19 protein-coding genes are annotated in these 21,833 nt (G+C 64.1%); 14 read left to right on the plus strand and 5 right to left on the minus strand.

Annotation, left to right across the window (positions count from 1 at the left end):
• Window positions 1-24 precede the first annotated feature (24 nt).
• The 14 genes from ACOOE1_RS07450 (at window position 25) to ACOOE1_RS07515 (ending at window position 16,259) form a co-directional block, all read left to right on the plus strand.
• Window positions 25-1,005: a DUF2232 domain-containing protein gene (locus ACOOE1_RS07450; RefSeq protein ID WP_420405706.1), complete on the plus strand. Its 981-nt coding sequence runs from the start codon at window positions 25-27 to the stop codon at window positions 1,003-1,005.
• 67 nt (window positions 1,006-1,072) lie between these two features.
• The gene (rplI, locus tag ACOOE1_RS07455; protein WP_420405707.1) at window positions 1,073-1,693 is read left to right on the plus strand and encodes a 50S ribosomal protein L9; all 621 of its coding nucleotides are present in this window, start codon (window positions 1,073-1,075) and stop codon (window positions 1,691-1,693) included.
• A 213-nt stretch (window positions 1,694-1,906) separates the two neighbouring features.
• A complete protein-coding gene (locus tag ACOOE1_RS07460) occupies window positions 1,907-3,418 on the plus strand; it encodes a replicative DNA helicase (RefSeq protein ID WP_420405708.1) in 1,512 nt (503 codons plus the stop codon).
• Complete coding sequence (gene alr, locus ACOOE1_RS07465) at window positions 3,418-4,557, plus strand: alanine racemase (RefSeq protein ID WP_420405709.1); 1,140 nt, start codon at window positions 3,418-3,420, stop codon at window positions 4,555-4,557. Before ACOOE1_RS07460 ends, alr begins: the two co-directional genes overlap by 1 nt.
• Window positions 4,558-4,602: 45 nt before the next feature.
• Window positions 4,603-5,376, plus strand: coding sequence for an MlaE family ABC transporter permease (locus tag ACOOE1_RS07470; protein WP_420405710.1), 774 nt, complete (start codon window positions 4,603-4,605; stop codon window positions 5,374-5,376).
• 16 nt (window positions 5,377-5,392) lie between these two features.
• Window positions 5,393-6,181 (plus strand): ABC transporter ATP-binding protein, encoded by a 789-nt coding sequence (locus tag ACOOE1_RS07475; protein ID WP_420405711.1) that lies wholly within the window; start codon window positions 5,393-5,395, stop codon window positions 6,179-6,181.
• Between the two features lie 13 nt (window positions 6,182-6,194).
• Window positions 6,195-7,598 carry a DNA repair protein RadA gene (gene radA, locus ACOOE1_RS07480; protein WP_420405712.1) on the plus strand — a complete coding sequence of 468 codons (1,404 nt, stop codon included), beginning with the start codon at window positions 6,195-6,197 and terminating at the stop codon, window positions 7,596-7,598.
• A 3-nt stretch (window positions 7,599-7,601) separates the two neighbouring features.
• Window positions 7,602-8,270 carry a CvpA family protein gene (locus tag ACOOE1_RS07485; RefSeq protein ID WP_420405713.1) on the plus strand — a complete coding sequence of 223 codons (669 nt, stop codon included), beginning with the start codon at window positions 7,602-7,604 and terminating at the stop codon, window positions 8,268-8,270.
• A 49-nt stretch (window positions 8,271-8,319) separates the two neighbouring features.
• Window positions 8,320-9,801, plus strand: a complete 1,482-nt coding sequence (gene purF / locus ACOOE1_RS07490) for an amidophosphoribosyltransferase (RefSeq protein WP_420405714.1) — start codon at window positions 8,320-8,322, stop codon at window positions 9,799-9,801.
• A gap of 25 nt (window positions 9,802-9,826) precedes the next feature.
• Entirely contained in the window at window positions 9,827-10,531 is a 705-nt protein-coding gene (locus ACOOE1_RS07495) for an SDR family NAD(P)-dependent oxidoreductase (RefSeq protein WP_420405715.1), read from the plus strand.
• Window positions 10,524-11,474 carry a glycerophosphodiester phosphodiesterase gene (locus ACOOE1_RS07500; RefSeq protein ID WP_420405716.1) on the plus strand — a complete coding sequence of 317 codons (951 nt, stop codon included), beginning with the start codon at window positions 10,524-10,526 and terminating at the stop codon, window positions 11,472-11,474. The genes ACOOE1_RS07495 and ACOOE1_RS07500 overlap by 8 nt, the downstream gene beginning before the upstream one ends.
• A gap of 76 nt (window positions 11,475-11,550) precedes the next feature.
• A complete protein-coding gene (locus ACOOE1_RS07505) occupies window positions 11,551-12,540 on the plus strand; it encodes a zinc transporter ZntB (RefSeq protein ID WP_420405717.1) in 990 nt (329 codons plus the stop codon).
• Between the two features lie 26 nt (window positions 12,541-12,566).
• Entirely contained in the window at window positions 12,567-15,059 is a 2,493-nt protein-coding gene (locus ACOOE1_RS07510) for a mechanosensitive ion channel family protein (RefSeq protein WP_420405718.1), read from the plus strand.
• Window positions 15,060-15,077: 18 nt separating this feature from the next.
• Window positions 15,078-16,259, plus strand: coding sequence for an NAD(P)/FAD-dependent oxidoreductase (locus ACOOE1_RS07515; protein ID WP_420405719.1), 1,182 nt, complete (start codon window positions 15,078-15,080; stop codon window positions 16,257-16,259).
• On the opposite strand, the gene ACOOE1_RS07520 is transcribed toward ACOOE1_RS07515, so the two are convergent.
• The 5 genes from ACOOE1_RS07520 to der all read right to left on the minus strand — a co-directional run bounded on the left by ACOOE1_RS07520 (window position 16,256) and on the right by der (window position 21,776).
• The gene (locus ACOOE1_RS07520; protein ID WP_420405720.1) at window positions 16,256-17,503 is read right to left on the minus strand and encodes a CynX/NimT family MFS transporter; all 1,248 of its coding nucleotides are present in this window, start codon (window positions 17,501-17,503) and stop codon (window positions 16,256-16,258) included. The two genes, ACOOE1_RS07515 and ACOOE1_RS07520, sit on opposite strands and share 4 nt — an antisense overlap.
• Window positions 17,504-17,584: 81 nt before the next feature.
• Window positions 17,585-17,902 (minus strand): hypothetical protein, encoded by a 318-nt coding sequence (locus ACOOE1_RS07525; protein WP_420405721.1) that lies wholly within the window; start codon window positions 17,900-17,902, stop codon window positions 17,585-17,587.
• Window positions 17,903-18,009: 107 nt separating this feature from the next.
• Window positions 18,010-18,537, minus strand: coding sequence for a PAS domain-containing protein (locus ACOOE1_RS07530; RefSeq protein ID WP_420405722.1), 528 nt, complete (start codon window positions 18,535-18,537; stop codon window positions 18,010-18,012).
• Between the two features lie 154 nt (window positions 18,538-18,691).
• The gene (locus ACOOE1_RS07535) at window positions 18,692-20,131 is read right to left on the minus strand and encodes an amidase (RefSeq protein ID WP_420405723.1); all 1,440 of its coding nucleotides are present in this window, start codon (window positions 20,129-20,131) and stop codon (window positions 18,692-18,694) included.
• Between the two features lie 229 nt (window positions 20,132-20,360).
• Complete coding sequence (gene der / locus ACOOE1_RS07540) at window positions 20,361-21,776, minus strand: ribosome biogenesis GTPase Der (protein ID WP_420405724.1); 1,416 nt, start codon at window positions 21,774-21,776, stop codon at window positions 20,361-20,363.
• Window positions 21,777-21,833 lie beyond the last annotated feature (57 nt).

Genomic DNA, 21,833 nt, shown 5'->3' on the forward strand with positions numbered 1-21,833 from the left:
GCTTTGTGGGTTCGACGAGGCAAGATGTGGTCAAGGTGGTATCCGGTCGGAGCGGCGGCACTCGCGAGCGCGCTCATGTATCTCTCCACGATCCTCGGATCGTTCGGAGCGATTCTGCTCGCCTTTCTGTCGCCGCTTCCGTTGTTTGCCCTCTCGCTCGCGCGGGGGTGGATGGCGGGGCTGACCGCCACTCTGGTTGCGGGGGCGATCGTTCTGGTCGCCGCCAATTCGATGGCCGCCCTGTTCTTCGTGATCATCTCCGGTCTGCCGGCCGTGCTGCTGACGCGCAAAGCGTTACTGGCGCGGCCGCTGAACGACGATCCGGAGAGCACGGATCTCGAATGGTATCCGGCCGGCATGCTTGTCATGTGGCTGACGGCTCTGCCCGCCGCAGGGTTGCTGACGGCCGTCCTGGTCGCGGGCCTGCAGGGGCCCGGGCTCGAAACCATGGTCCGGACCGAGGTCGAGGGAATGTTCGATGCGATGGGGACGGCAAGCGAAGGGATCTTCGCCTTGCCGCCGGAGCAGCTGAACGCCGCCAAGAACCTGACCGTTGCGATCTTCCCCGGTATTGCCGGACTGCAATGGTCCATGCTGATCCTCGTCAACGGCCTGTTGGCCCAGGGCGTGCTCTCGCGCTTTGGCGCCAATCTACGTCCGTCACCCAGAATGCGGGACATCCGGTTGCCGGTCTGGGCGCCCTTCCCGCTCGCCATTGCCGCCCTGACGGCGATGTTTGCGGACGGTGCCCTCGGCTATCTCGGCTGGAACGCCGCGCCGATCCTGTGCCTGCCGTTCTTTCTCTCCGGCCTTGGGCTCGTTCATGCCCTCGCCGGGGCGCCGAACGGAAAGCGCTGGCTTCTGCATGCGACCTACACGCTGATGGTCCTGTCCTTTCTGCTGCCTGCCCTGCAATTCATCTGGGTCCTGCTCGTCTTCGCGGGATTGCTGGATCACTGGGCGGACCTGAAAGGGCGGATCGCACGGAATTCGAATCAAACGTGATCCCGGTCGGAACCGGCCCGCGCCGCAGCTTCGCGGCAGAGGCCCCGGCCACAAAGGAGTAAGAGAAATGGAAGTCATTCTTCTGGAGCGTATCGAACGTCTCGGCCAGATGGGCGACGTCGTTAACGTGAAGCCGGGCTTCGCCCGCAACTTCCTGCTGCCCCAGGGCAAAGCCCTGCGCGCCAGCAAGGACAATCTCTCCCACTTCGAGGGCCAGCGCGCGCAGCTCGAGGCGGAAAACCTCGAGCGCAAGGGCGAGGCCGAAAAGGTCGCCACCAAGCTCGAGGGCCTGGTGGTTCCGGTGATCCGGGCGGCCGGCGACAGCGGACAGCTCTACGGCTCCGTCACCTCCCGCGACATCGCCGAGGCGGTGACCGCCGCAGGCGTCACCGTCAGCAAGCGCCAGGTCGTGCTCGACCGCGCGCTCAAGATGCTTGGCCTCGAAGAGATCCGCATCGTGCTGCACCCGGAAGTTGCGGTGAGCATCACCGTGAACATCGCCCGCAGCGCCGACGAAGCCGAACAGCAGAAACTCCTCGGCCGCGCCGTCGGCACCGAGGAAGCCGAGGAAGAGGAAGAAGAAGAGGTCGAGCTGACGGCTGAAGCCGCCTCGGAGCTGCTTGAGGAAGGCGTCGCCGAAGCCGCCGCCGAAGAAGCCGAGGAAGACACGAAGAACGCGGAGGCCTGAGCCTCTTCACGCCCTTCTTGTTCTGTTCCGGAAACGGCCGCCTTTCGAGGCGGCCGTTTTCTTTTTCACAGGGGCAAGCCTTTGGATTTCGGGCAGCAAATTCGAACTATCCCCGTTATCCAACCTTATACACAGCCGTAAGCCTTTGAAAAATCACGGCTTGGGGATAAGATTGCTGGAGACGTCCACAGCCCTTCTTGGTATGTGTAACGGATGTCCAATTCAGAGCCCTTCTCGACCATCACGTCGCTCACGCGCGCGGAACCGCAGACCAGCGACTACCGCGAGCCCCCGCACAACCTGGAAGCAGAACAGGGACTGCTCGGCGCGATCCTCGTCAACAACCGCGCCTTCGAAAGGGTCAGCGAATACCTGTCGCCGGAGCATTTCGCCGATCCGGTCCATGGCCGCATCTTCGCCGCCTGCGGCCGGCTTATCGAGAAAGGTCAGATCGCCAATCCGGTGACCCTGAAACCGCTCTTCGATCAGGACGATTCCCTGCAGGAGGCGGGCGGGGCGCAGTATCTGGTCCGGCTCGCCGCCTCCGTCGTCACCGTGATCAATGCCGACGATTACGGCCAGGCGATCTATGACAGCTTCCTGCGCCGCGAGTTGATCGACCTCGGCGGCGAGATAGTGAACGTGGCCTACAAGCACGATCTCGATCTGCCGGCGGCCGATCAGATCGAAGCCGCGGAGTCGAAACTGTTCGGCCTCGCCGAACGCGGTTCCAGCCAGGGCGGTTTCCAGGATTTCGGCGAGGCCCTGACCACCGCGGTGCGGATGGCCGAGGAAGCCTTCAAGCGCGACGGCGGTCTTGCGGGAATTTCTACCGGCCTGACCGATCTCGACGCCAAGCTCGGCGGCCTGCATCCCTCGGACCTGCTGATCCTCGCCGGACGGCCGGCCATGGGGAAAACCGCGCTGGCGACGAATATCGCTTTCCATGTCGCGACCGCAGCGCTCAAGGATCCGGAGCTCGAACGTCAGGTCGTCGCCTTTTTCTCGCTCGAAATGTCGGCCGAACAGCTCGCCACCCGTATCCTTGCCGAGCAAACGGAGATTTCTTCGGAACATATCCGCCGCGGCGAGCTGACCACCGAAGACTTCCAGAAACTGGTCGCCTCCAGCCAGGACCTGGAACGGGCGCCGCTCTATGTCGACGACACGCCCGCGATCACCATCGCCACGATGCGGGCCCGCGCCCGGCGCCTCAAGCGTCAGCAGGGGCTCTCGCTGATTGTGGTCGACTACCTGCAGCTGATGCGTCCGTCCGCCGGTCAACGTGCCGACAACCGGGTGCAGGAGATCTCCATGATCACCCAGGGCCTGAAGGCGATCGCCAAGGAACTGGATGTGCCGGTAATCGCCCTCTCCCAGCTTTCGCGCGCCGTCGAGCAGCGCGAGGACAAGCGCCCGGTGCTGGCCGACCTTCGCGAATCCGGCTCCATCGAGCAGGACGCGGACGTCGTCATGTTCGTGTTCCGCGAGCAGTATTACCTTGAGAAAGGCGAGCCGGCGCAGCGCATCGACGAGTCGGACGAGAAGTTCCACGACCGCCACGACCAGTGGAAGGACCGCTGCGAGAAGTCCTACGGCAAGGCCGAGGTCATCATCGGCAAGCAACGCCACGGACCTACCGGCACTGTTACGCTGCACTTCGAAGGCTCGACGACCAAGTTCTCCAATTTCGTCGCGGACGATCACATCCCGGACAATTTCTGATGCTCGACATTTCTCCGGAAGCAGAAGGCTCCGGTGCCGCGTCGGAACTCGTGATAGACCTCGGCGCGGTCAGGCGGAACTACCTCTCCCTGCAGCAGCGGCTCGGAAAGACGGAATGTGCCGCGGCCGTGAAGGCGGACGCTTACGGAACGGGGGCCGACAGGGTCGCTCCCACGCTCTTCGAAGCCGGTTGCCGGACCTTTTTCGTCGCAACCGCCGAGGAAGGCATCGCCCTCAGAAAAACCCTGCCACGCGCCCGGATCGCGGTGCTCAACGGCTTGCTCCCGGGCACTGAAGCGGTCTTTCCGGAGCACGAACTGATCCCGGTCGTGAACGATCTGGAACAGGTCGAGCGGTTGCGCCAGATGTGCACCGGGGCCGATCGGGCCCTGCCGGCAATGCTGCACATCGACACGGGCATGAACCGCCTCGGCCTGTCGCCGTCGGACATGGACCGGGTCGCCAAGGACCCGGACGTGCTGACCGGCCCCGACTGGCTCTATGCAATCTCGCATCTTGCCAGCGGCGACGAGCCGGACAACCCGGAGAATGCGGCACAACTCACCCGTTTCGCCGAACAGCGCCGTCGTCTGAAACGCCCCCTGCGGGCAAGCCTTGCCAATTCGGCCGGCATCTTTCTCGGTCCGGCCTATCACCTGGACCTCGCACGCCCCGGCTTTGCGCTTTACGGCGGGCGCGTGGAAGACGGCAAGCCGAGTCCGATGGAGCCGGTTGTCCGGCTGCGCGCCCGTATCCTGCAGGTCCGGACCGTCCGTGCCGGCGACCGGGTCGGTTACGGCGGCACGTACAAGGTGAGTGCGGACTCGCGGATCGCCACGGTGGCGGTCGGCTATGCCGACGGCTATCTGCGTTCCCTGTCCGGCAAGGGGTCCGCTTATATCGGCGGCCAGCGCCTTCCCCTGGCCGGGCGCGTCTCGATGGACATGCTTGCCGTCGATGTCAGTGCAGTAGACCGTACCGAGGAGGTCTATCCCGGCGGCTATATCGATCTGCTCGGACCGCATTACACGGTCAACGACGCGGCCGACGACGCCGGAACCATCGGTTATGAAATATTGACAGGTCTCGGCCATCGCTATACCCGACGCTACATCGAAGCGGCGAGCGGAGAGACCTGACATGCGTATCCCGATGCCCGGATCCTGCAACGGACACGCCAGCGCATGAACTTCCTCGCAGCCGTCGGACGAACCTTCCTCGGGTTCCTCGCCGCCACCGGGCGGCTCACGATCTTCACCGGCACGACGCTGGGTCATTGCCTGCGTCCGCCGCTCTACTGGCGCCTGCTCATGCGCCAAATCGTCGATATCGGCTATTACTCGCTACCGGTGGTCGGCCTGACCACACTGTTCTCGGGCATGGTGCTGGCGCTGCAAAGCTATACGGGCTTCGCGCGCTTCAATGCGGAAAGCGCGGTCGCGACCGTTGTCGTGCTCTCCCTGACCCGGGAACTCGGTCCGGTTCTGGCCGGCCTCATGGTCGCGGGACGGATCGGCGCCTCGATGGCGGCCGAGATCGGCACCATGCGGGTCACCGAACAGGTCGACGCACTGACGACACTCTCGACCAACCCGTTCAAATATCTCGTCGTGCCCCGGGTCCTTGCCGCCATGATCAGCCTGCCCTTCCTGGTGCTGGTCGGCGATATCATCGGGGTCTTCGGCGGCTATCTGGTTGGCGTGCACAAACTCGGCTTCAATGCCGGTACATATCTCAAGAGCACCTTCGAATTTCTCGAGACACAGGACGTTGTCTCCGGCCTCGTGAAGGCAGCCGTCTTCGGTTTCCTGATCGCAGTCATGGGCTGCTATCATGGCTATTATTCCGGCCGCGGCGCCCAGGGTGTCGGCCGGGCGACGACCAATGCGGTGGTCTCCGCCTCGATCCTGATCCTGATTTCGAACTACCTGATCACCGAACTCTTCTTCGCCCGCTAGGCGGCTGGAAAGCGCGATGGCCGATACCAAGGCGGCAATTCCCAAGATCCGGATCCGAGGCCTGCGAAAGTCCTTCGGCTCCAACCATGTGCTGCGCGGGCTCGATCTCGACATCGCAGAGGCGGAATCCGTCGTCGTGATCGGCGGTTCCGGAACGGGAAAATCGGTTCTGATCAAGACCATCACCGGCCTGATGGACGCCGACAGCGGGACTGTCGAAATAGACGGGGTCGACGTGCTCAGGCTGTCTCCCGCCGAACAGCACGGCATGATGAACCGGTTCGGCCTGCTGTTTCAGGCCGGTGCTCTCTTCGACTCGCTGACCGTGCTCGAAAATGTCGCCTTTGGCCTGGTCGAGGCGCAGCGCATGCCACGCAACAAGGCCAACAAGCTCGCCCTCGACTTCATGGGGCAGGTCGGTCTGGAACCGAGCGTGGGAGCGATGTATCCGGGAGAGATTTCCACCGGCATGCGCAAGCGCGCGTCCCTCGCCCGCACCATCGCGACCCACCCCGACGTGGTGTTCTTCGATGAGCCGACAACGGGCCTCGACCCGATCATGGGCGACATCATCGACGAGTTGATCGTCAAATGCGTGAAGGACCTGAAGATCACCGCGGTCACCATCACCCACGACATGGACAGCGCGCGCCGGGTCGGCGACCGGATCGCGATGCTCTACGACGGCAGGATCATCTGGCAGGGTCCTACCTCGGACGTCGACAATTCCGGCAATCCCTACGTGCACCAGTTCATCAACGGCCTTGAGGAAGGCCCGATCGAACTGGTGACCCGCCGGGCCTAGGAGCGCGGGAGCGATGGCAAAGAACCAATCCCGATATGTCTGCCAGGAATGCGGCGGCGTGCAACCCAAATGGGCGGGCAAGTGCGACGCCTGCGGCGCCTGGAACACGTTGGTCGAGGAAGTCGTCGAGAAGAGCGCGCCGAAAGGCCTCGGCGGCGCCAAGGGCCGCAGGATCGAGTTCGTCGATCTCGCAGGAAGCTCCGAGAAGCGTCCGCGCCGCGTGACCAAGATCGCCGAGTTCGACCGGGTCGCCGGCGGCGGGCTGGTGCCGGGCTCCGTCATCCTGATCGGCGGCGATCCGGGCATCGGCAAATCGACGCTGCTGCTGCAGGTGACGGCGAAACTCTCGGAAAACTGTCGCTGCGCCTATGTCTCGGGCGAAGAAGCGCTGGACCAGGTCCGCATGCGCGCCCAGCGGCTCGGCGTCGCCAAGGCGCCGGTCCGGCTCGCCGCCGCCACCAGCGTGCGCGATATCGTCACCACGCTCGACAGCGACGATCCGCCGGACGTGCTGGTGATCGACTCGATCCAGACCATGTATGTGGATGCCATCGACAGCGCCCCGGGCACCGTCTCCCAGGTCCGTGCCTCGGCACAGGAACTGATCCGGGTCGCCAAGCGCCGCGGCATCGTCCTGCTGCTGGTCGGGCATGTGACGAAGGAAGGCACGATTGCCGGCCCGCGCGTGCTGGAACACATGGTCGACACGGTCCTCTATTTCGAGGGCGAGCGCGGGCACCAGTTCCGTATCCTGCGCGGCGTGAAGAACCGTTTCGGGCCGACCGACGAGATCGGCGTCTTCGAGATGACAGAAGGCGGTCTCGCGGAAGTGACCAATCCCTCCGCCCTTTTCCTCGGCGACCGCCAGGAGAGCGTCTCGGGCGCCTGCGTCTTCGCCGGCATGGAAGGCACCCGCCCACTGCTCGTCGAGATCCAGGCGCTGGTCGCCCCCTCACCCTACGGCACGCCGCGCCGAGCCGTGATCGGCTGGGACTCCGGCCGCCTCGCCATGGTGACGGCAGTGCTCGAAGCGCGTTGCGGCGTGGTGCTGGCGGGCAGCGACGTCTTCCTCAATGTCGCGGGTGGCCTGAAAGTCAGCGAACCGGCGGCGGACCTCGCAGTCGCCGCGGCCCTGCTTTCCTCGCTCACCGGCAAGCCGGTTCCCTCCGATGCCGTCGTCTTCGGCGAGATCGGGCTCTCGGCCGAGATCCGCGCCGTCGCCCATGCAGAGGCGCGCCTGAAGGAAGCGGCAAAGCTCGGTTTCGGCCGCGCGATCCTGCCGGAGCTGCGCCGCAAGAAAGGCGAGAAGGCAGCACGCAACGACGGCCTCTCTCTTGCCACGATCCGGCAATTACATGATCTGGTGGCGATGTTTCAGGACGAGACATCTATCGGACGCAAAGCGGGAGAGGCCTGAGCATTGGAAGACCTGCCCGTGAACGTGACCGATCTCGCGATCATCGCCGCCGTCCTGATCTCCGGCATTCTCGCCTTCACCCGTGGTTTCTTCCGCGAGGTACTCTCGATCGGCTCATGGGTCGCCGCCTTCTTCGCCGCGCTCTATCTCTACCCCGTCGTAACCCCGTACATCCGTCAGTTGCTCGGCTGGGGGGACATCGCGGATCTCGCAGCTGGGATCGCCGTTTTCGTCGTCTCCGTGATTGTAATGTCGCTGTTCACCCACTATGTTGCAGCCGCGTTACAGGGCAGCGGCCTGAGTGCGATCGACCGGTCTCTCGGCTTCCTTTTCGGGATCGCCCGGGGCGCGGTTCTGGTCTGCCTGCTCTATCTCGGACTGAACTGGCTGATCGAGGATGATGGCTATCCGAAATGGGTAACCGAAGCCCGCACATTGCCCCTCGTGCAGCAGGGAGCGGAAACGCTTGTCAGCCTGGTTCCGCCGCACCTGCGGCCGCGGATCAGGGACGCAGCAGGAACCGCCGAAACCAAAGCCCGCGAAGAAACCCAGAAATTGCTCTACGAGCGCCTCATGAGCCCTCCGGCGAAATCCGATGCACCGCAAGGCGGCGACGGGTATACTGCCGAGCAACGTCGGGATCTCGAGCGGGTCATCGAGAAGGCGCAATAGCGTGTCTGTTCACGATGCCAAGATTGGCCACTGACGGGAGGGTGCCATTATGACGGAAAAGGACAAACCGTTGGACCATTCCCTTCAGCATGACGACGATCACATGCACGAGGAATGCGGCGTTTTCGGAATCTTCGGAGCCCCCGAATCCGCCGCGCTCACTGCGCTCGGCCTTCACTCTCTGCAGCATCGCGGTCAGGAATCCTGCGGCATCGTCTCCTGGGACGGCGCGCAGTTCCACGCCCACCGCGCGCTCGGCCATGTCGGCGAGAATTTCGGTGACGAGTCGGCGAAGATCGTCAGCCAGCTCAAGGGCCACGCGGCGATCGGCCACAATCGCTACGCCACAACCGGCGCGACGAACCTGCGCAACGTGCAGCCGCTCTTCGCCGATTTCGAGTTCGGCGGCATGGCGCTCTGTCACAACGGCAACCTGACCAACGCGATCGACCTGCGCGACTCGCTCGTTCGTCAGGGCTGCCTCTTCCAATCGACCTCAGACACCGAGACCATCATTCATCTCGTCGCCCGCAGCCCGCAGCAGACGGTGCTGGACAGGGTGATCGACGCGATGCAGAAAATCGTCGGCGCCTATTCGCTCGTCTGTCTTACGCGCGACGCGATGATCGGCATACGCGATCCGCACGGCGTACGCCCGCTGGTACTCGGCAAGGTCGGCGACGCGCATATCCTGACCTCGGAGACCTGTGCGCTCGACATCATCGGCGCGGAGTTCGTGCGCGATATCGAGCCGGGCGAAGTGGTGATGGTCACGAGCGAAGGCATCCAGTCGATGAAGCCGTTCGCCGCGAAACCGAGTCGGTTCTGCATCTTCGAGTATATCTATTTCGCCCGCCCCGACAGCGTGATGGAAGGCAAGAGCGTCTACAACGCGCGCAAGGAAATCGGAGCGGTGCTGGCGAAGGAGAGCAATATCGAGGCCGACGTCGTCGTCCCGGTGCCGGATAGCGGCGTGCCGGCGGCGATCGGCTATGCGGCCGCGGCCGGCCTGCCCTTCGATCTTGGCATCATCCGCAATCACTATGTGGGCCGGACCTTCATCGAGCCGACGGACCATGTCCGCCATCTCGGCGTGAAGCTGAAGCACAATGCGAACACGGCGCAGCTGAAGGGCAAGCGTGTGATCCTCGTCGATGATTCCATCGTCCGCGGCACGACCTCGACCAAGATCGTCGAGATGGTGCGGCAGGCCGGCGCCAAGGAAGTTCATATGCGGATCGCCAGTCCGCCGACGACCCATTCCTGTTTCTACGGCGTCGACACGCCGGAGCGGGAAAAGCTTCTGGCGGCCCGCATGTCGGTCGAGGAAATGGCCGAATTGATCGGTGTCGACAGCCTGGCCTTCATTTCCCACGACGGCCTCTATCAGGCTGTGGGCGAAGCGGCCAGGAACAACGAACATCCGCAATATTGCGATGCGTGTCTTACCGGCGACTACCCGATCGCGCTGATCGACCAGAACGAAGGCTCCAATGTCCGGCAGCTGTCGCTGCTGGCCGAGGCCTCCTGACCAGATCCAGTTAGCTGAGAATCTCATGACCGGAAAACTCGAGGGCCGCATCGCGGTCATTACCGGCGCCTCCCGCGGCATCGGCGCCGCCGTAGCGAAGGCGTTCGCCCGCGAGGGCGCGCATGTGGTGCTCGTCGCGCGCACCGTCGGCGCGCTGGAGGAGGTGGACGACGAGATCCGGGCCTCCGGAGGGAGTGCCAGTCTGGTGCCGATGGACCTGAAGGACTCGGCGGCCATCGACCGTCTTGGCGCCGCCCTGCACGAGCGCTACGGCAGGATCGACATTCTGGTCGCGAACGGCGGGATGCTGGGCACCCTGACGCCGATGCACCACTACGATCCGCAGCTCTGGGACGATGTCATCGCCGTCAACCTGACCGCCAACCAGCGTCTGGTCCGCAGCCTCGACCCGCTGCTCCGCCAGTCGGATGCCGGACGGGCGATATTCGTCACCTGCGATGCCGCCCATGGCGAGCGCCCGTTCTGGGGCGCCTATGCCGTCAGCAAGGCGGCGCTGGAAGCCATGGTCCGAAGCTACGCGGCCGAAAATGCGCGCGGTCCGGTCCGCGCCAACCTGCTGAATCCGGGAGCCACCCGCACCAAGATCCGCGCCACCGCCTATCCGGGCGAAGACCAGGAGACGGTGCAGGCGCCGGAAGCACTGGTCCCGCTGTTCCTTGAGCTCGCATCGCAGGATTGTCTGCGCAACGGGGATCTCGTCGATGCCTGATCTCAGGCTCCGTGCGCTTCTCGGGCTCGTCGCATTCGCGGCCTGCGTCACCACACCGGCGCTCGCCGTCGAAATCCAGGGCCATCGCGGTGCGCGCGGGCTGCTGCCGGAAAACACCCTGCCCGCTTTCGCCAAAGCGCTCGATCTCGGCGTCGATGTTCTCGAGCTGGACACCGTGGTCACCGCGGACAGTGTTCCCGTGATCCATCATGATCGTGCGCTCTCCTCGGATCTGGCCCGCCGGGACGGCGCCTGGATCGAGAACGAAATCCCTCTGCGCTCGCTGCGCGCTGACGAACTGGCCGCCTACGATGTCGGCAGGATCCGTCCCGAAAGCCGCTATTCCCGGCGGTTCGCGGATCAGGAACCGATGGACGGTACGCCGATTCCGAGGCTGGCGGATCTCTTTCGGCTGGTGTCGGATCGCGGCAACTATTCGGTCCGTTTCAACATCGAGACCAAACGCTCGCCCCTGCATCCCTCCGAAACGCCCGATCCGGAAACCTTCGCACGTACTGTCATCGATACCGCCCGGGCGGCCGGCATGGCGCACCGCATCACGCTGCAGAGTTTCGACTGGTCAACGCTGATCGCCGCCAAGCGCATCGATCCGGCCATCCCGACGGTGTGTCTCACCGCCGAGGCTCGCTGGCTGGACAACCTGGAGGTCGGTCAGGACGGCGCCTCGCCGTGGCTCGGCGGGCTCGATATCGATGCCTATGGCGGCTCTGTGCAGAAGACCGTTAAAGCGGCCGGGTGTTCCGTCTGGTCGCCCTATTATGGCAATGTCACGAAGGAGGCCGTCGCGACCGCCCATGCCGAGGGGCTGACGGTGGTGGTCTGGACGGTGAACAAGACGGCCGACATGCAGCGGATGATCGATCTCGGCGTTGACGGCATCATAACAGACTACCCGGACCGCGCGGCAAAGCTCCGGCAGTAACGTCCCGGGATTGCCGGATCGCGCCTTCAACCTATACTGCTCGCGGGGAAATTCCTGGACGGGATTGTGACGAGAGATGAACACGGCCGAAGGCAATAACGGGCTGATTGCCGGCATCGGGTTGCCTAAGACCGGTCCCTGTGAAGATCTAAGCTGGTCAGACCTCGAAGCCGGCCGGCCGAAGAACTATCGCCTTACCTGGCTTCATCTGGACCAGAAACAGGACGCCGCACGCGCCTGGATCCGGGACCGTGCAGGGATCCCCGATGTGGCAGCCGAGGCGCTGGTGGCAGAGGAAACACGTCCCCGCGTGCAGCGCTTCGACGACGCGACGCTGCTCGTGCTCCGCGGAGTCAATCTCAATCCCGGCGCCGATCCGGAAGATATGGTCAGTCTCAGGATCTGGGTCGAACCCGGCTTCATGATCACGGTCCGGATGCGCCGGCTGCTAGCGGTCCAGGACACTCTCGACTCGATACGCGCGGGGTATGCGCCGCAAGGTGCGGACGAGCTTCTGACGAAGATTGCCGATCGACTGTTCAGGCGGATGGAACCGGTGATCGACGATCTGGAAGAGCGCATCGACACGGTCGACGAGGAACAGACGCTCGCCGATCTGCGTCAGCCGACGCGCGAGCTTCAGTTGCTCCGGCTCAGGACGATCATTCTCCGGCGCTACGTCCTGCCACAGCGGGACGCGCTCCGGCAGCTGACCAACGATCCGCCGGCCTGGTTCGGCCGGCGAACCATCAGCGGCCTGACCGAGGCCGCCGACAGGGTGATACGCTATGTCGAGAGTCTCGACGAGATTCGCGAGCGGGCGATGGTCATCCAGGACACCATCCAGAACCGCAACAGCGAGGAACTGAACCGGCGCCTATACCTGCTGTCGGTGATTTCAGCCATCTGTCTGCCGCTCGGTCTGCTGACCGGCCTGCTCGGCATCAATGTCGCCGGGATGCCAGGCGCGGAGACCGCCTGGGCCTTCTGGGCGGTTTCACTTCTCATGATTGTCATTGTCGGCCTCGAACTCTGGGCGCTCAAATCGCTCAAATGGTTCAGGTAGTCCGAAGGGCCCGACGTGGGGAACATATGCTGAAACCTCTCACTCTCATCCTTGCGGCTCTGGCGATCACCATGCTCTTCGCCTCCGCGTTTCCCCGCGATGCATCGGCTCAAACGCCTTTGATTGAGTCGGCCCAGCAATCACAGGGCGAGCCGCAGAAGAAACTCGATCCGGAACAGATCAAGAGCCTCGTCTCGACCCTGAAGGACGAACAGGAACGCAACGCGCTGATCTCCAAGCTCGAGGCATTGATCGCGGTCTCGGAAGACAAATCGGTCGAGGAGAAGATCGATACGGGGATCGCGACGGCGATGTCGGACATGGTCACAGGAATCAGCGACTTCCTTCAGGAAGCGGTGACCCGGCTGTCGACCACTGCGCTCGCCCTGACAAACGTTAAGAGCCTGCTTCCGGTCATCAACGACCTCATGACCGACCCCAGCGGCCTGATCATCCTTGCGGAATGGACCGGTATTATCGGCGGGATCGTCGTTCTTGGGCTGATCACGGTGCACATTGTCGGACGCATTATCCGCCGGCCCCTCGATCGTCTCGAATCCTGGGCGGCGGACGGTACGCTGCTGCACAGTGTCGCCGTTCTCGTGCCGTTGCTGCTTCTCCGGGCATTGAGGCCGGCGGTTTTCTTCGCCGTAACGCAACTCGTCCTGACGACCGTCAGCTCAACCAATGTCCAGTTCGCCGGACGGGCCTTCGTTTTTGCGGTGGCGTCACACCTCGTGTGCCTCGCGGTCATCAAGACACTTCTGAAACCGGCAGGACTGGTCAGCCGGTCGCTGGAAATCGCTCCGGCGACCAGCGCCTATCTCGGAGTCTGGGTGAACCGCGTCGTCGCCACCGGTATCTATGGCCTTCTGGGGCTTCAGAGCGCCTTGATCCTGGGCCTCCCCTACACGACCTTCCTGTTCCTGGAGCAAGTGGTGTTCGGCGTGCTCTGGGCCCTCACGATCGCTTTCATTCTGCAGAACAGAAGCAGCTTCGCCCGCACGATCGCGCAACGCTCAGACGGTACAGCACGGAATCCGTTCTGGTCCCTGCTCGCCGCGATCTGGCACCTGATCGCCATCGCCTACGTGACCGCCGGGCTGCTCATGCTCATGTCGATGGGCGACAAGGGTTTCATCAGGCTCGGCGAGATTGCCGCCTTTATGGTCGCGATCATGGTCGTCTGGCGCATCGCCTGGCTCGCCATCGATACGTTTGGTCTTCGGCTGTTCTCGATCTCGCGGGAACTGACGGACCGGTTCCCGTCCCTCGAACAGCGCGCGAACCGCTATGTGCCGCATGTACTCGGCGGAGCGCGCGTCCTGATCTCGATCGCCGCCATCGGCGCGCTCCTGGAAGTCTGGGGGCTTCAGCTTTCGGCATTTCTGGCCTCGGACAACGGGCAGATCCTGATCCGCATGCTGTCGACGATCGCGCTGGTCGGCGGCGGCGCCCTTGTCGTCTCCGAACTGGTCGGCCTGTTCGTCGAGCGCCGTCTCAAGGTGTCGGAGGAAAAAGGAACACTCAGCGGCCGCGAGCGGACCCTTCTGCCGTTGCTGCGGCGCGCCGTCGCCATCATCCTCGGCGTCCTGGCGGTCTTCGTCATCCTCTCCGAAATCGGCGTCGACATCACCCCGCTGCTCGCCGGCGCCGGCGTCGTCGGCCTTGCGGTCGGCTTCGGCTCGCAATCGCTGGTGAAGGACGTCATCTCCGGCGTCTTCCTGCTGATCGAAGATACCCTCAATGTCGGCGACTATATCGATGTCGGCGGAAAGACCGGCACGGTCGAGGCGCTCAGCATCCGCACGCTCCGTCTGCGCGACGTCGCCGGCGACCTGCACACCATCCCCTTCGGCAGCGTCGACGTGATCACCAACATGACAAAGGATTTCGCCTTCGCGCTCGTCGATGTCGGCATCGCTTATCGCGAAGATGCAGATCAGGTCATGAAACTGCTGGACGAGATCGGCAACGAGTTGATCGAGGACGAGAAGATCAAGGACTCGATCGTCGGCCCGTTCGAGGTCGTCGGTGTCCAGGATCTGGCGGATTCGAGCGTCAATATCCGAACCCGCGTAAGGACGAAACCCGGATCCCAATGGAATGTGCGGCGCGAGTTCCTGCGCCGGGTGAAGCGCCGCTTCGACGCCGAGGATGTCGAGATTCCGTTCCCGCACCAGACGCTCTTTTTCGGTGCGGACAAGGACGGCGGCGCGCCGCCCGCCTTCGTCAAGGTTTCCCAGCAGACCCGGGAGCACAAGGCCGGAAAGGAGGATTCGGAGACCGGTCAAGGCGCCAACGGTTATTTCGAGACCGCCAACCCCGAGATGGCCGATGCGGAAGCCGCCCGCAACGCGGACAAGCAGGCGCAGGAAGAGGAACGCCGCAAGAGAGAAGAAGAACGCGCAAAAGCGGCCGAGGACATAAAGGATGTCGAGGAAGACCTCGCCCACGAGGATCCTGCGAAAATGGATGGCGACGGCGGTCAGTCAGCAGACAAGAAAAAGCCCGAATAGGACGCGGCCGGCAACAGGATGCGACAAAAACTCGATTGCCTGATCGTCGGCGCGGGCGCGGCCGGCATGATGTGTGCCATCGAGGCGGCCCGGCGCGGCCGCTCGGTGCTGCTGGTCGACCACGCGCAGGCGCCGGGGGAAAAGATCCGGATATCCGGCGGCGGGCGCTGCAACTTCACCAATCTGCGCACCGCGCCGGAGAACTTCCTCTCCGCCAATCCCCGCTTTTGCATCTCGGCGCTTCGGCGCTATACGCAGCGCGACTTCATCGCCCTCGTTGAGCGGCATGGCATCGCCTATCACGAGAAGACCCTGGGACAGTTGTTCTGTGACGATTCTTCGAAGCAGATTGTCGAGATGCTGACCACGGAACTGCGCGAGGCGGGCGCGCGGCTCGAACTCTCTACATCGGTAGAAAGCGTCGTGCGGCTCGGGAGCGGTTTTCGCGTCGGGCTGTCGTCCGGCACGGTCGAGGCGGCGTCGCTGGTGATCGCCAGCGGCGGCAAGTCGATCCCGAAGATGGGCGCGACCGGCTTCGCCTATGACATCGCGGAGCGGTTCGGCATCAAGGTGATCCCGACGCGCCCGGGCCTCGTTCCGCTCACCTTCGATCCCGACACGCTCGAGCGTCTGAAACCGCTCTCGGGCATCTCCGTCGAGGCCGAGGTCGCGTGCGGCAAGACCCGCTTTGCCGAAGGCCTGCTCTTCACCCATCGCGGACTCAGCGGCCCCTCGATCCTGCAGATATCCTCCTACTGGCGCGACGGCGAGGAGATCCGGGTCGATCTCGCCCGCGGTGGCGACGCCGCGGAGATGCTGTTGAAAGCCAAATCCGATAGCCCCAGACAAGCCGTCCATACCGCCCTCTCTGGAATCCTGCCGAAACGTCTCGCCGCCGCGATCGCGGAAGAGACCGGAACCCTCCGCCCGCTCGGCGACACCGGCGACAAGGCGCTCCGTGTGCTCGGCGAACGGGTCAACCGCTGGCGTGTCAAACCGGCCGGATCGGAAGGCTACCGGACCGCCGAAGTGACTCTCGGCGGGATCGACACGGGCGCGCTCGACCAGAAGACGATGGAAGCGAAAGCCGTTCCCGGACTCTATTTCATCGGCGAGGCCGTCGACGTCACCGGCTGGCTCGGCGGCTACAATTTCCAGTGGGCCTGGTCCAGCGGCTGGAGCGCCGGGCAGGCGGTCTAGGAAGTGGCCGGAGCGGGCGCTCTGCGAATTCCGAAAATCAGCCCGCAAAGCAGCAGCGTACATATCCCCGTCAGCACCCAGAGACTGACCGTGAAGCCGCCCGTCATGTCGTGAATCACCCCGATCGCGACCGGGCCCGAGACCCCGCCGATCTCGGCGGCGGAGAAGAAAAGGCCGCCTGCCGAGCCCGCATTCTTGGAGCCGACGCCCCGCGCCTCGACGAGGAACAGCAGCGCGATCGTCATCATCGTGCCGCGCGCGAGGCCCTGGCAGACCAGGGCGAGGAACAGGCCCGGGCCCTCGCCGAGCTGCAGCAGCAGGGTACAGGCCCCCGCCAGCACGAACAGACCCCCGAGGATCGCGCCGCGCCGCTCCGGGGTCGCGAGGCGCGGGATGGTGAGCGAGCCGAACACCCCGACCACGGTCGGCAGCGCCGCCCAGTAGCCGGCCTCGACGGCGCTCATCCCGGTCGATCTCAGGATTTCCGGCAGCCAGTTGTTTGTACCGTGGTTGAAGAAGAAGATGCCGACGCTCATGGCGAGAATGATCCGCACCACCGGGTTCGCCATCAGATCCCTGAAGACCTCGATCTGCGAGCGGCGCGGTGCGGCCTTCTCCGCCGCCTCGCGGGCGCGGGCCTCGGCATGCTGCGCGATCAGCAGCCAGATCAGACCGGATGCACCGGTGATCAGGGCGTAGTCCGTCACCACCATGCGCCAGTCGCCGCCATGGAACGGCAGCACCACCGCGTTGGTCAGGCTGAGCGAGAGGATGCCGCCCATGGCCGGGCCGGTGATGTAGATCCCCATGGCGAAGCCGCGCTCCTTGCCCTCGAACCATTCGGCGATGATCTTCGGCGCGCCGATGGAGATCAGCGGGCCGCCGAAGCCGAAGATGCCGACGGCGAGAAACAGCGTCAGGTGATCAACGGCGACGGCCCGGGCAAGGCCGGAGAGCGCCATGATGACCGCCGCGAGCAGCAGCGCCTTCCGCGCCCCGATCCGGTCGAGCAGGATGCCGCAGGGCACCGCCGCGCCGATATAGACGAAGGGCCAGGCCCCGAGCACCGTTCCCATGGCGCCGTGGCTGAGACCGAGATCGGCGGTGATCGGCCCGACCATCGGGGCGAGCGCGCTGATCGTCAGGCCGAAGGCGAAATAGATCAGCCAGACGCCGAACAGCATCGCCCAGCGATAGGGATGCGGGACCGGGACCGTTTCGGCGGATCTTTGGATCTCTGACACGGGATCAGGCTCAAGCGACTGTGACTGCGATCCGTCGAGAGTAAGGCGCGCCTTCGAAGGCGCACAAGTGCCCGAAATGCTTCAGGTCCTGTCGAGAATCTTCTTCATTCCCTGCGCCGCGAGCCGGAGATTGCGGGCCATCTGCTCCAACTCGTTGCGCTGGCGCTGGGTCAGGTCGTCGAAACGGAGCGCGAACTCGATGCCGTCCGCCCGGTCCTCGAGCCGCTTCAGGCGCACGTCGTCCTGCACCACATCGCGCTGGCGCTTCTGGTTCAGCACCGGCGTCTCCACCTTCCAGCGGCGGTAGTAGCGCCTCTTCTGCTGTTCCGTAAGGGTGTCGTACAGTGCCGCAATATCATCGACAGACAAATGATGGCGGGAGATGCGGCGGCGGCTCATGGCGTAATTATGATGCGGAAATCATGCCGCAAACAAGTCCATCCGCACGGATTCAGACGCGCCCGTGAACGCGTACCGCATCTTCACGGTAGCGTGCTGCAGGACGCTCACCCTTCAAGGGTATAACGCCGAGCTTCCCCGAACCCGTCGAAATCAAAGAGATTGATTTTCGATCTGTCGTCGCTCCAGACAAAATCGAACACCTGCGCCGAGAGTATGTGATGCACGGTTCGGTCATCGTTCGAGAAGGGTACCATCAGCCGCTGCGTGGAACGCTTGGTGTGCTGTTTCCACTGGTAGGTGCTTTCGGTAAACAAGGGCACCTTCTCTTGCACCAGTTGCTCGTAGATGCCCGCAAGATAATCCCGATATCCCCCTCTTTCGGGCAGCTCGTGCAGGTACGATCCGGTAAAATCCAAACCGGCCACGTCGACATGGGCGGTGCCGTACAGCCTGTACAGGAATTTCGTTTCCTCGTGCACTTCGACCATAATCAGGTTTGGCAGGATTCTGGAGGGAACAACCGTGGGGTCGAAATCCTTACGAGACGGCATGCTCCGGTCGCCGCGGAGCGATCGCCAATATTCCAAGACCCAATCAAGATAATCGATCCCGATCGATTGCTTCGGCTGCATCTTGTGCGCAAGTTCCCAGTTGAATTCCAGCGTATGGGTCTCGCATGAATTCGTTAAATTAGTCTTTTTCAGACTGGTTTATCTTTCGATGCTGACTCGGTCCCGCCAAGCGCATCCGGCTGGCAGCGCTGCTCTCTTCCGGAGGTCCCGATCCTCAGCGCAGCCCCTTGCGGCGCCAGAGTTCGTGGATCTGGATTCCGTTCGCCCGCTCGAGGGCTTCCGCCGCATCGAGCGTCAGATCCTCGCGGAAACGGCGGCCGATGATCTGCACCGAGAGTGGCAGCTCCTCGTGATACCCGGCCGGCGCGATGGAGGCCGGAAGGCCAAGGAAATTGATCAGCCAGCTATAGAGGGCGGAGTCGAAGATATCGCGGGTTCCGGCGGAGCTGTCCGCATCCTCGTTCCAGGTGAATCCCGGCCGCATCATGAACGGCGTCAGGACCAGCGGATATTCCTCCAGGAAGAGATTCCAGGCCCGGAGATAGCGCGTGCGGCGGGACATTGCCTTCAGCAGGCCGACAGCGTCGGTCGGCGGATAATTCTCGAAATAATAGCCGAAGACCTTCTGGATATCGGCACTGCCGTACTTCTTGATCGCTTCGCCCAGGAAGATTTCGCAATCGGCATAGAGCGCCGGCAAAGCCTCAGACGCCGCCTCGCGGATCATCGGCGGCGCCGCCTCCTCGACGACGTAGCCGGCCTTTTCCAGTTCCCCCGCCGCGCTCTCGAGCGCCGACACGATCACCGGATGAATATCGTAGCCGTTGGTCTCGCGGCAGAAGGCGACCTTGATCGGCTGCTCTACCGGCGCTCCGTCGAACGGAACCGGAACCTGCAGCGGATCGTGCGGATCCGGCTGCATCAGGACGCGGGTCGCAAGCCGGACGTCCCGCACCTCGCGGGCGATGATGCCCTGCACGGACATGAGTTGCGCCAGCAGCGAGCGTTCTTCCTTGCCCGACGGATTGTAGGCCGGCACCCGTCCCTGGCCCGGCTTCACCGTCACGGTGCCGGTCTGGTAGGCGGGGAAGCGGAGCGAGCCGCCGATGTCGTTGCCATGCGCAATCGGGCAGAAACCGGCCGCGACGGCCGCAGAGGCGCCGCCCGAGGAACCGCCCGGCGAGTGGTTGTCGTCCCACGGGTTGTAGGTCCGGCCATGCAGCTCGTTCACGGTCGTCGCGCGAAAGGAGAATTCCGGCGTGTTGCTGCGCCCGACGATGATCGCGCCCGCTTTTCTCAGATTGCTTACCACCGGCGCGTCGGCCGGCGCGATCAGGTCCTTGAAGGCGGTCACGCCGTTGCTGTTCGCGGTACCTTCCTCGTCGACATTGATCTTGATCGCGACCGGGACGCCGTGCAGCGGGCCGATCGGTCCGTCCTTCTTCAGGATATCGTCATAAGCGGCGGCCTGTTCCAGCGCCGCGTCGGTCTGATCCACCACGATGGCATTGATGTGTCCGTTCTCCGCCCTGATGCGGCCGACGGCGGAAGCGACGGCGTCGGCGGCGCTGACACGACCGTCACGGATGGCGCCGGACAGCTCGACGGCGCTCCATTGCCAAAGCGGAGCGGCGGTGCGGTTTTCGCTGGTCATTGCGGATCCTCAATCGGAAAGACGGTCTCGGGACGGAGGGTCAATGATGTCCCCTCACGACCCGCTTGCCAAGGGGGGCAGGTGAATCTGGGCGATAGATGCCGCCCGATCACACCGATCACATCCTCCCGTTCCGGGAGGATCCGACGAAAGCCGTCCCCCAAGAAGCCCCTGTCGATCCGACTATGCCGATGGACAGCTTCCAGGCGGTCGTGGGCCGTAGCGCGGCCTATTGGTCCTTCACGTAGGGGTTCTTGCTGCCGCGCAGGTAGAAGCGGATCGGCACCGCCGTCAGCTTGAACATGTCGCGCAGCCCGTTCACCAGGTAGCGGATATAGGCTTCCGGCAGCTCGGTCGGCTGGCTGACGAAGGCAGCAAAGGTCGGCGGACGGGTCTTGATCTGGGTCATGTAGCGCAGCTTGATCCGCCGGCCCTTGGCGAGCGGCGGCGGATGCTGCTCCGTCATGTCCTGCAGCCAGCGGTTCAGGCGCGACGTGGAGACCCGGCGGTTCCAGGTGTCGTAGGTCTCGACCACCGCCTTCAGCAGCTTGTCGAGATTGCGCCCGCGCTCGGCGGAGATGGTGATGTAGGGAATGCCCTTCACCTGCGGCAGCGAGGTCTGCAGCCGGTCGCGCAGATGACCCAGCGCCTTTTCCCTGTTCTCGACGATGTCCCATTTGTTGGCGGCGATGACGAGCGCCCGGCCCTCCTCGATCACCATGCGGGCGATCGTCAGGTCCTGCTTCTCCAGCATCGTCGTCGCATCGAGCATCAGTACCACGACATGGGCAAACTGGATCGCCCGGCGCGTATCCTCGCCGGACAGATATTCCAGCCGCTGCGTCACCCTGGAGCGCCGGCGCAGGCCCGCCGTGTCGAACAGCTTGAAAGGCTGACCCTCGAATTCCCAGTCGCTCTCGATCGCGTCCCGGGTAATTCCCGCTTCCGGGCCGGTCAGCATCCTGTCCTCGCCGAGCAACGCGTTCACGAAGGTGGACTTGCCGACATTCGGACGGCCGACGATGGCGAGCCGGATCGTGTCCGGCGCCTTGGCGTCGCGCCAGGTCGCGGCCCCGTCCGGCGCCTCATCGATGATGTCGTCGGTCTCTTCCTGTTCGGCATCGAGCGCGTCGTAGTCGTCATGCGCCTCTTCCGGCGCGAATTCATTGAGGGCGTCATAGAGCTCGCCCAGGCCCTCGCCGTGCTCGGCCGAGAGCGGCACCGGGTCGCCGAGGCCGAGCCCGAAGGCCTCGTAGAGGCCGGGCGCGCCCGCCTTGCCCTCGCATTTGTTGGCGACGAGGATGACCTTGCCTTTGACTCGTCGGAGCCAGCGGGCGAAGTGATTGTCGAGAGGGGTCACGCCGGCGCGGGCGTCGATGACGAACAGCACCGCGTCCGCCTCGCCGACAGCCGCCTCGGTCTGCAGCCGCATGCGGCCCTCGAGGCTCTCGTTCTCAGAATCCTCGAGACCGGCCGTGTCGAAGAGACGGAAGGTCAGATCGCCGACCCGGCCCTCACCTTCGCGGCGGTCGCGCGTGACCCCAGGCTGATCGTCGACGATGGCGATGCGCTTGCCGACGAGCCGGTTGAACAGGGTCGATTTGCCGACATTTGGACGGCCGATGATGGCGACAGTAAAACTCATGGCAGTTCCGTAGTCCCGGCATGCCCTTCAGATCAAGCAATCTTGCGACATGGCCGC

The organism is Nisaea sp. (assembly GCF_965216895.1).
In the GTDB taxonomy this organism is placed as follows: domain Bacteria; phylum Pseudomonadota; class Alphaproteobacteria; order Thalassobaculales; family Thalassobaculaceae; genus Nisaea.

Bases quoted from the DNA above. Each gene is read 5' to 3' on its own strand.
- ACOOE1_RS07515 (WP_420405719.1), top strand. From the start codon at position 15,078: ATGCGACAAAAACTCGATTGCCTGATCGTCGGCGCGGGCGCGGCCGGC.
- ACOOE1_RS07505 (WP_420405717.1), top strand. From the start codon at position 11,551: ATGAACACGGCCGAAGGCAATAACGGGCTGATTGCCGGCATCGGGTTG.
- ACOOE1_RS07530 (WP_420405722.1), bottom strand. From the start codon at position 18,537: ATGCAGCCGAAGCAATCGATCGGGATCGATTATCTTGATTGGGTCTTG.
- ACOOE1_RS07500 (WP_420405716.1), top strand. From the start codon at position 10,524: ATGCCTGATCTCAGGCTCCGTGCGCTTCTCGGGCTCGTCGCATTCGCG.
- alr (WP_420405709.1), top strand. From the start codon at position 3,418: ATGCTCGACATTTCTCCGGAAGCAGAAGGCTCCGGTGCCGCGTCGGAA.
- radA (WP_420405712.1), top strand. From the start codon at position 6,195: ATGGCAAAGAACCAATCCCGATATGTCTGCCAGGAATGCGGCGGCGTG.
- ACOOE1_RS07470 (WP_420405710.1), top strand. From the start codon at position 4,603: ATGAACTTCCTCGCAGCCGTCGGACGAACCTTCCTCGGGTTCCTCGCC.
- ACOOE1_RS07510 (WP_420405718.1), top strand. From the start codon at position 12,567: ATGCTGAAACCTCTCACTCTCATCCTTGCGGCTCTGGCGATCACCATG.
- ACOOE1_RS07450 (WP_420405706.1), top strand. From the start codon at position 25: ATGTGGTCAAGGTGGTATCCGGTCGGAGCGGCGGCACTCGCGAGCGCG.
- ACOOE1_RS07525 (WP_420405721.1), bottom strand. From the start codon at position 17,902: ATGAGCCGCCGCCGCATCTCCCGCCATCATTTGTCTGTCGATGATATT.
- ACOOE1_RS07475 (WP_420405711.1), top strand. From the start codon at position 5,393: ATGGCCGATACCAAGGCGGCAATTCCCAAGATCCGGATCCGAGGCCTG.
- purF (WP_420405714.1), top strand. From the start codon at position 8,320: ATGACGGAAAAGGACAAACCGTTGGACCATTCCCTTCAGCATGACGAC.
- der (WP_420405724.1), bottom strand. From the start codon at position 21,776: ATGAGTTTTACTGTCGCCATCATCGGCCGTCCAAATGTCGGCAAATCG.
- rplI (WP_420405707.1), top strand. From the start codon at position 1,073: ATGGAAGTCATTCTTCTGGAGCGTATCGAACGTCTCGGCCAGATGGGC.
- ACOOE1_RS07535 (WP_420405723.1), bottom strand. From the start codon at position 20,131: ATGACCAGCGAAAACCGCACCGCCGCTCCGCTTTGGCAATGGAGCGCC.
- ACOOE1_RS07495 (WP_420405715.1), top strand. From the start codon at position 9,827: ATGACCGGAAAACTCGAGGGCCGCATCGCGGTCATTACCGGCGCCTCC.
- ACOOE1_RS07460 (WP_420405708.1), top strand. From the start codon at position 1,907: ATGTCCAATTCAGAGCCCTTCTCGACCATCACGTCGCTCACGCGCGCG.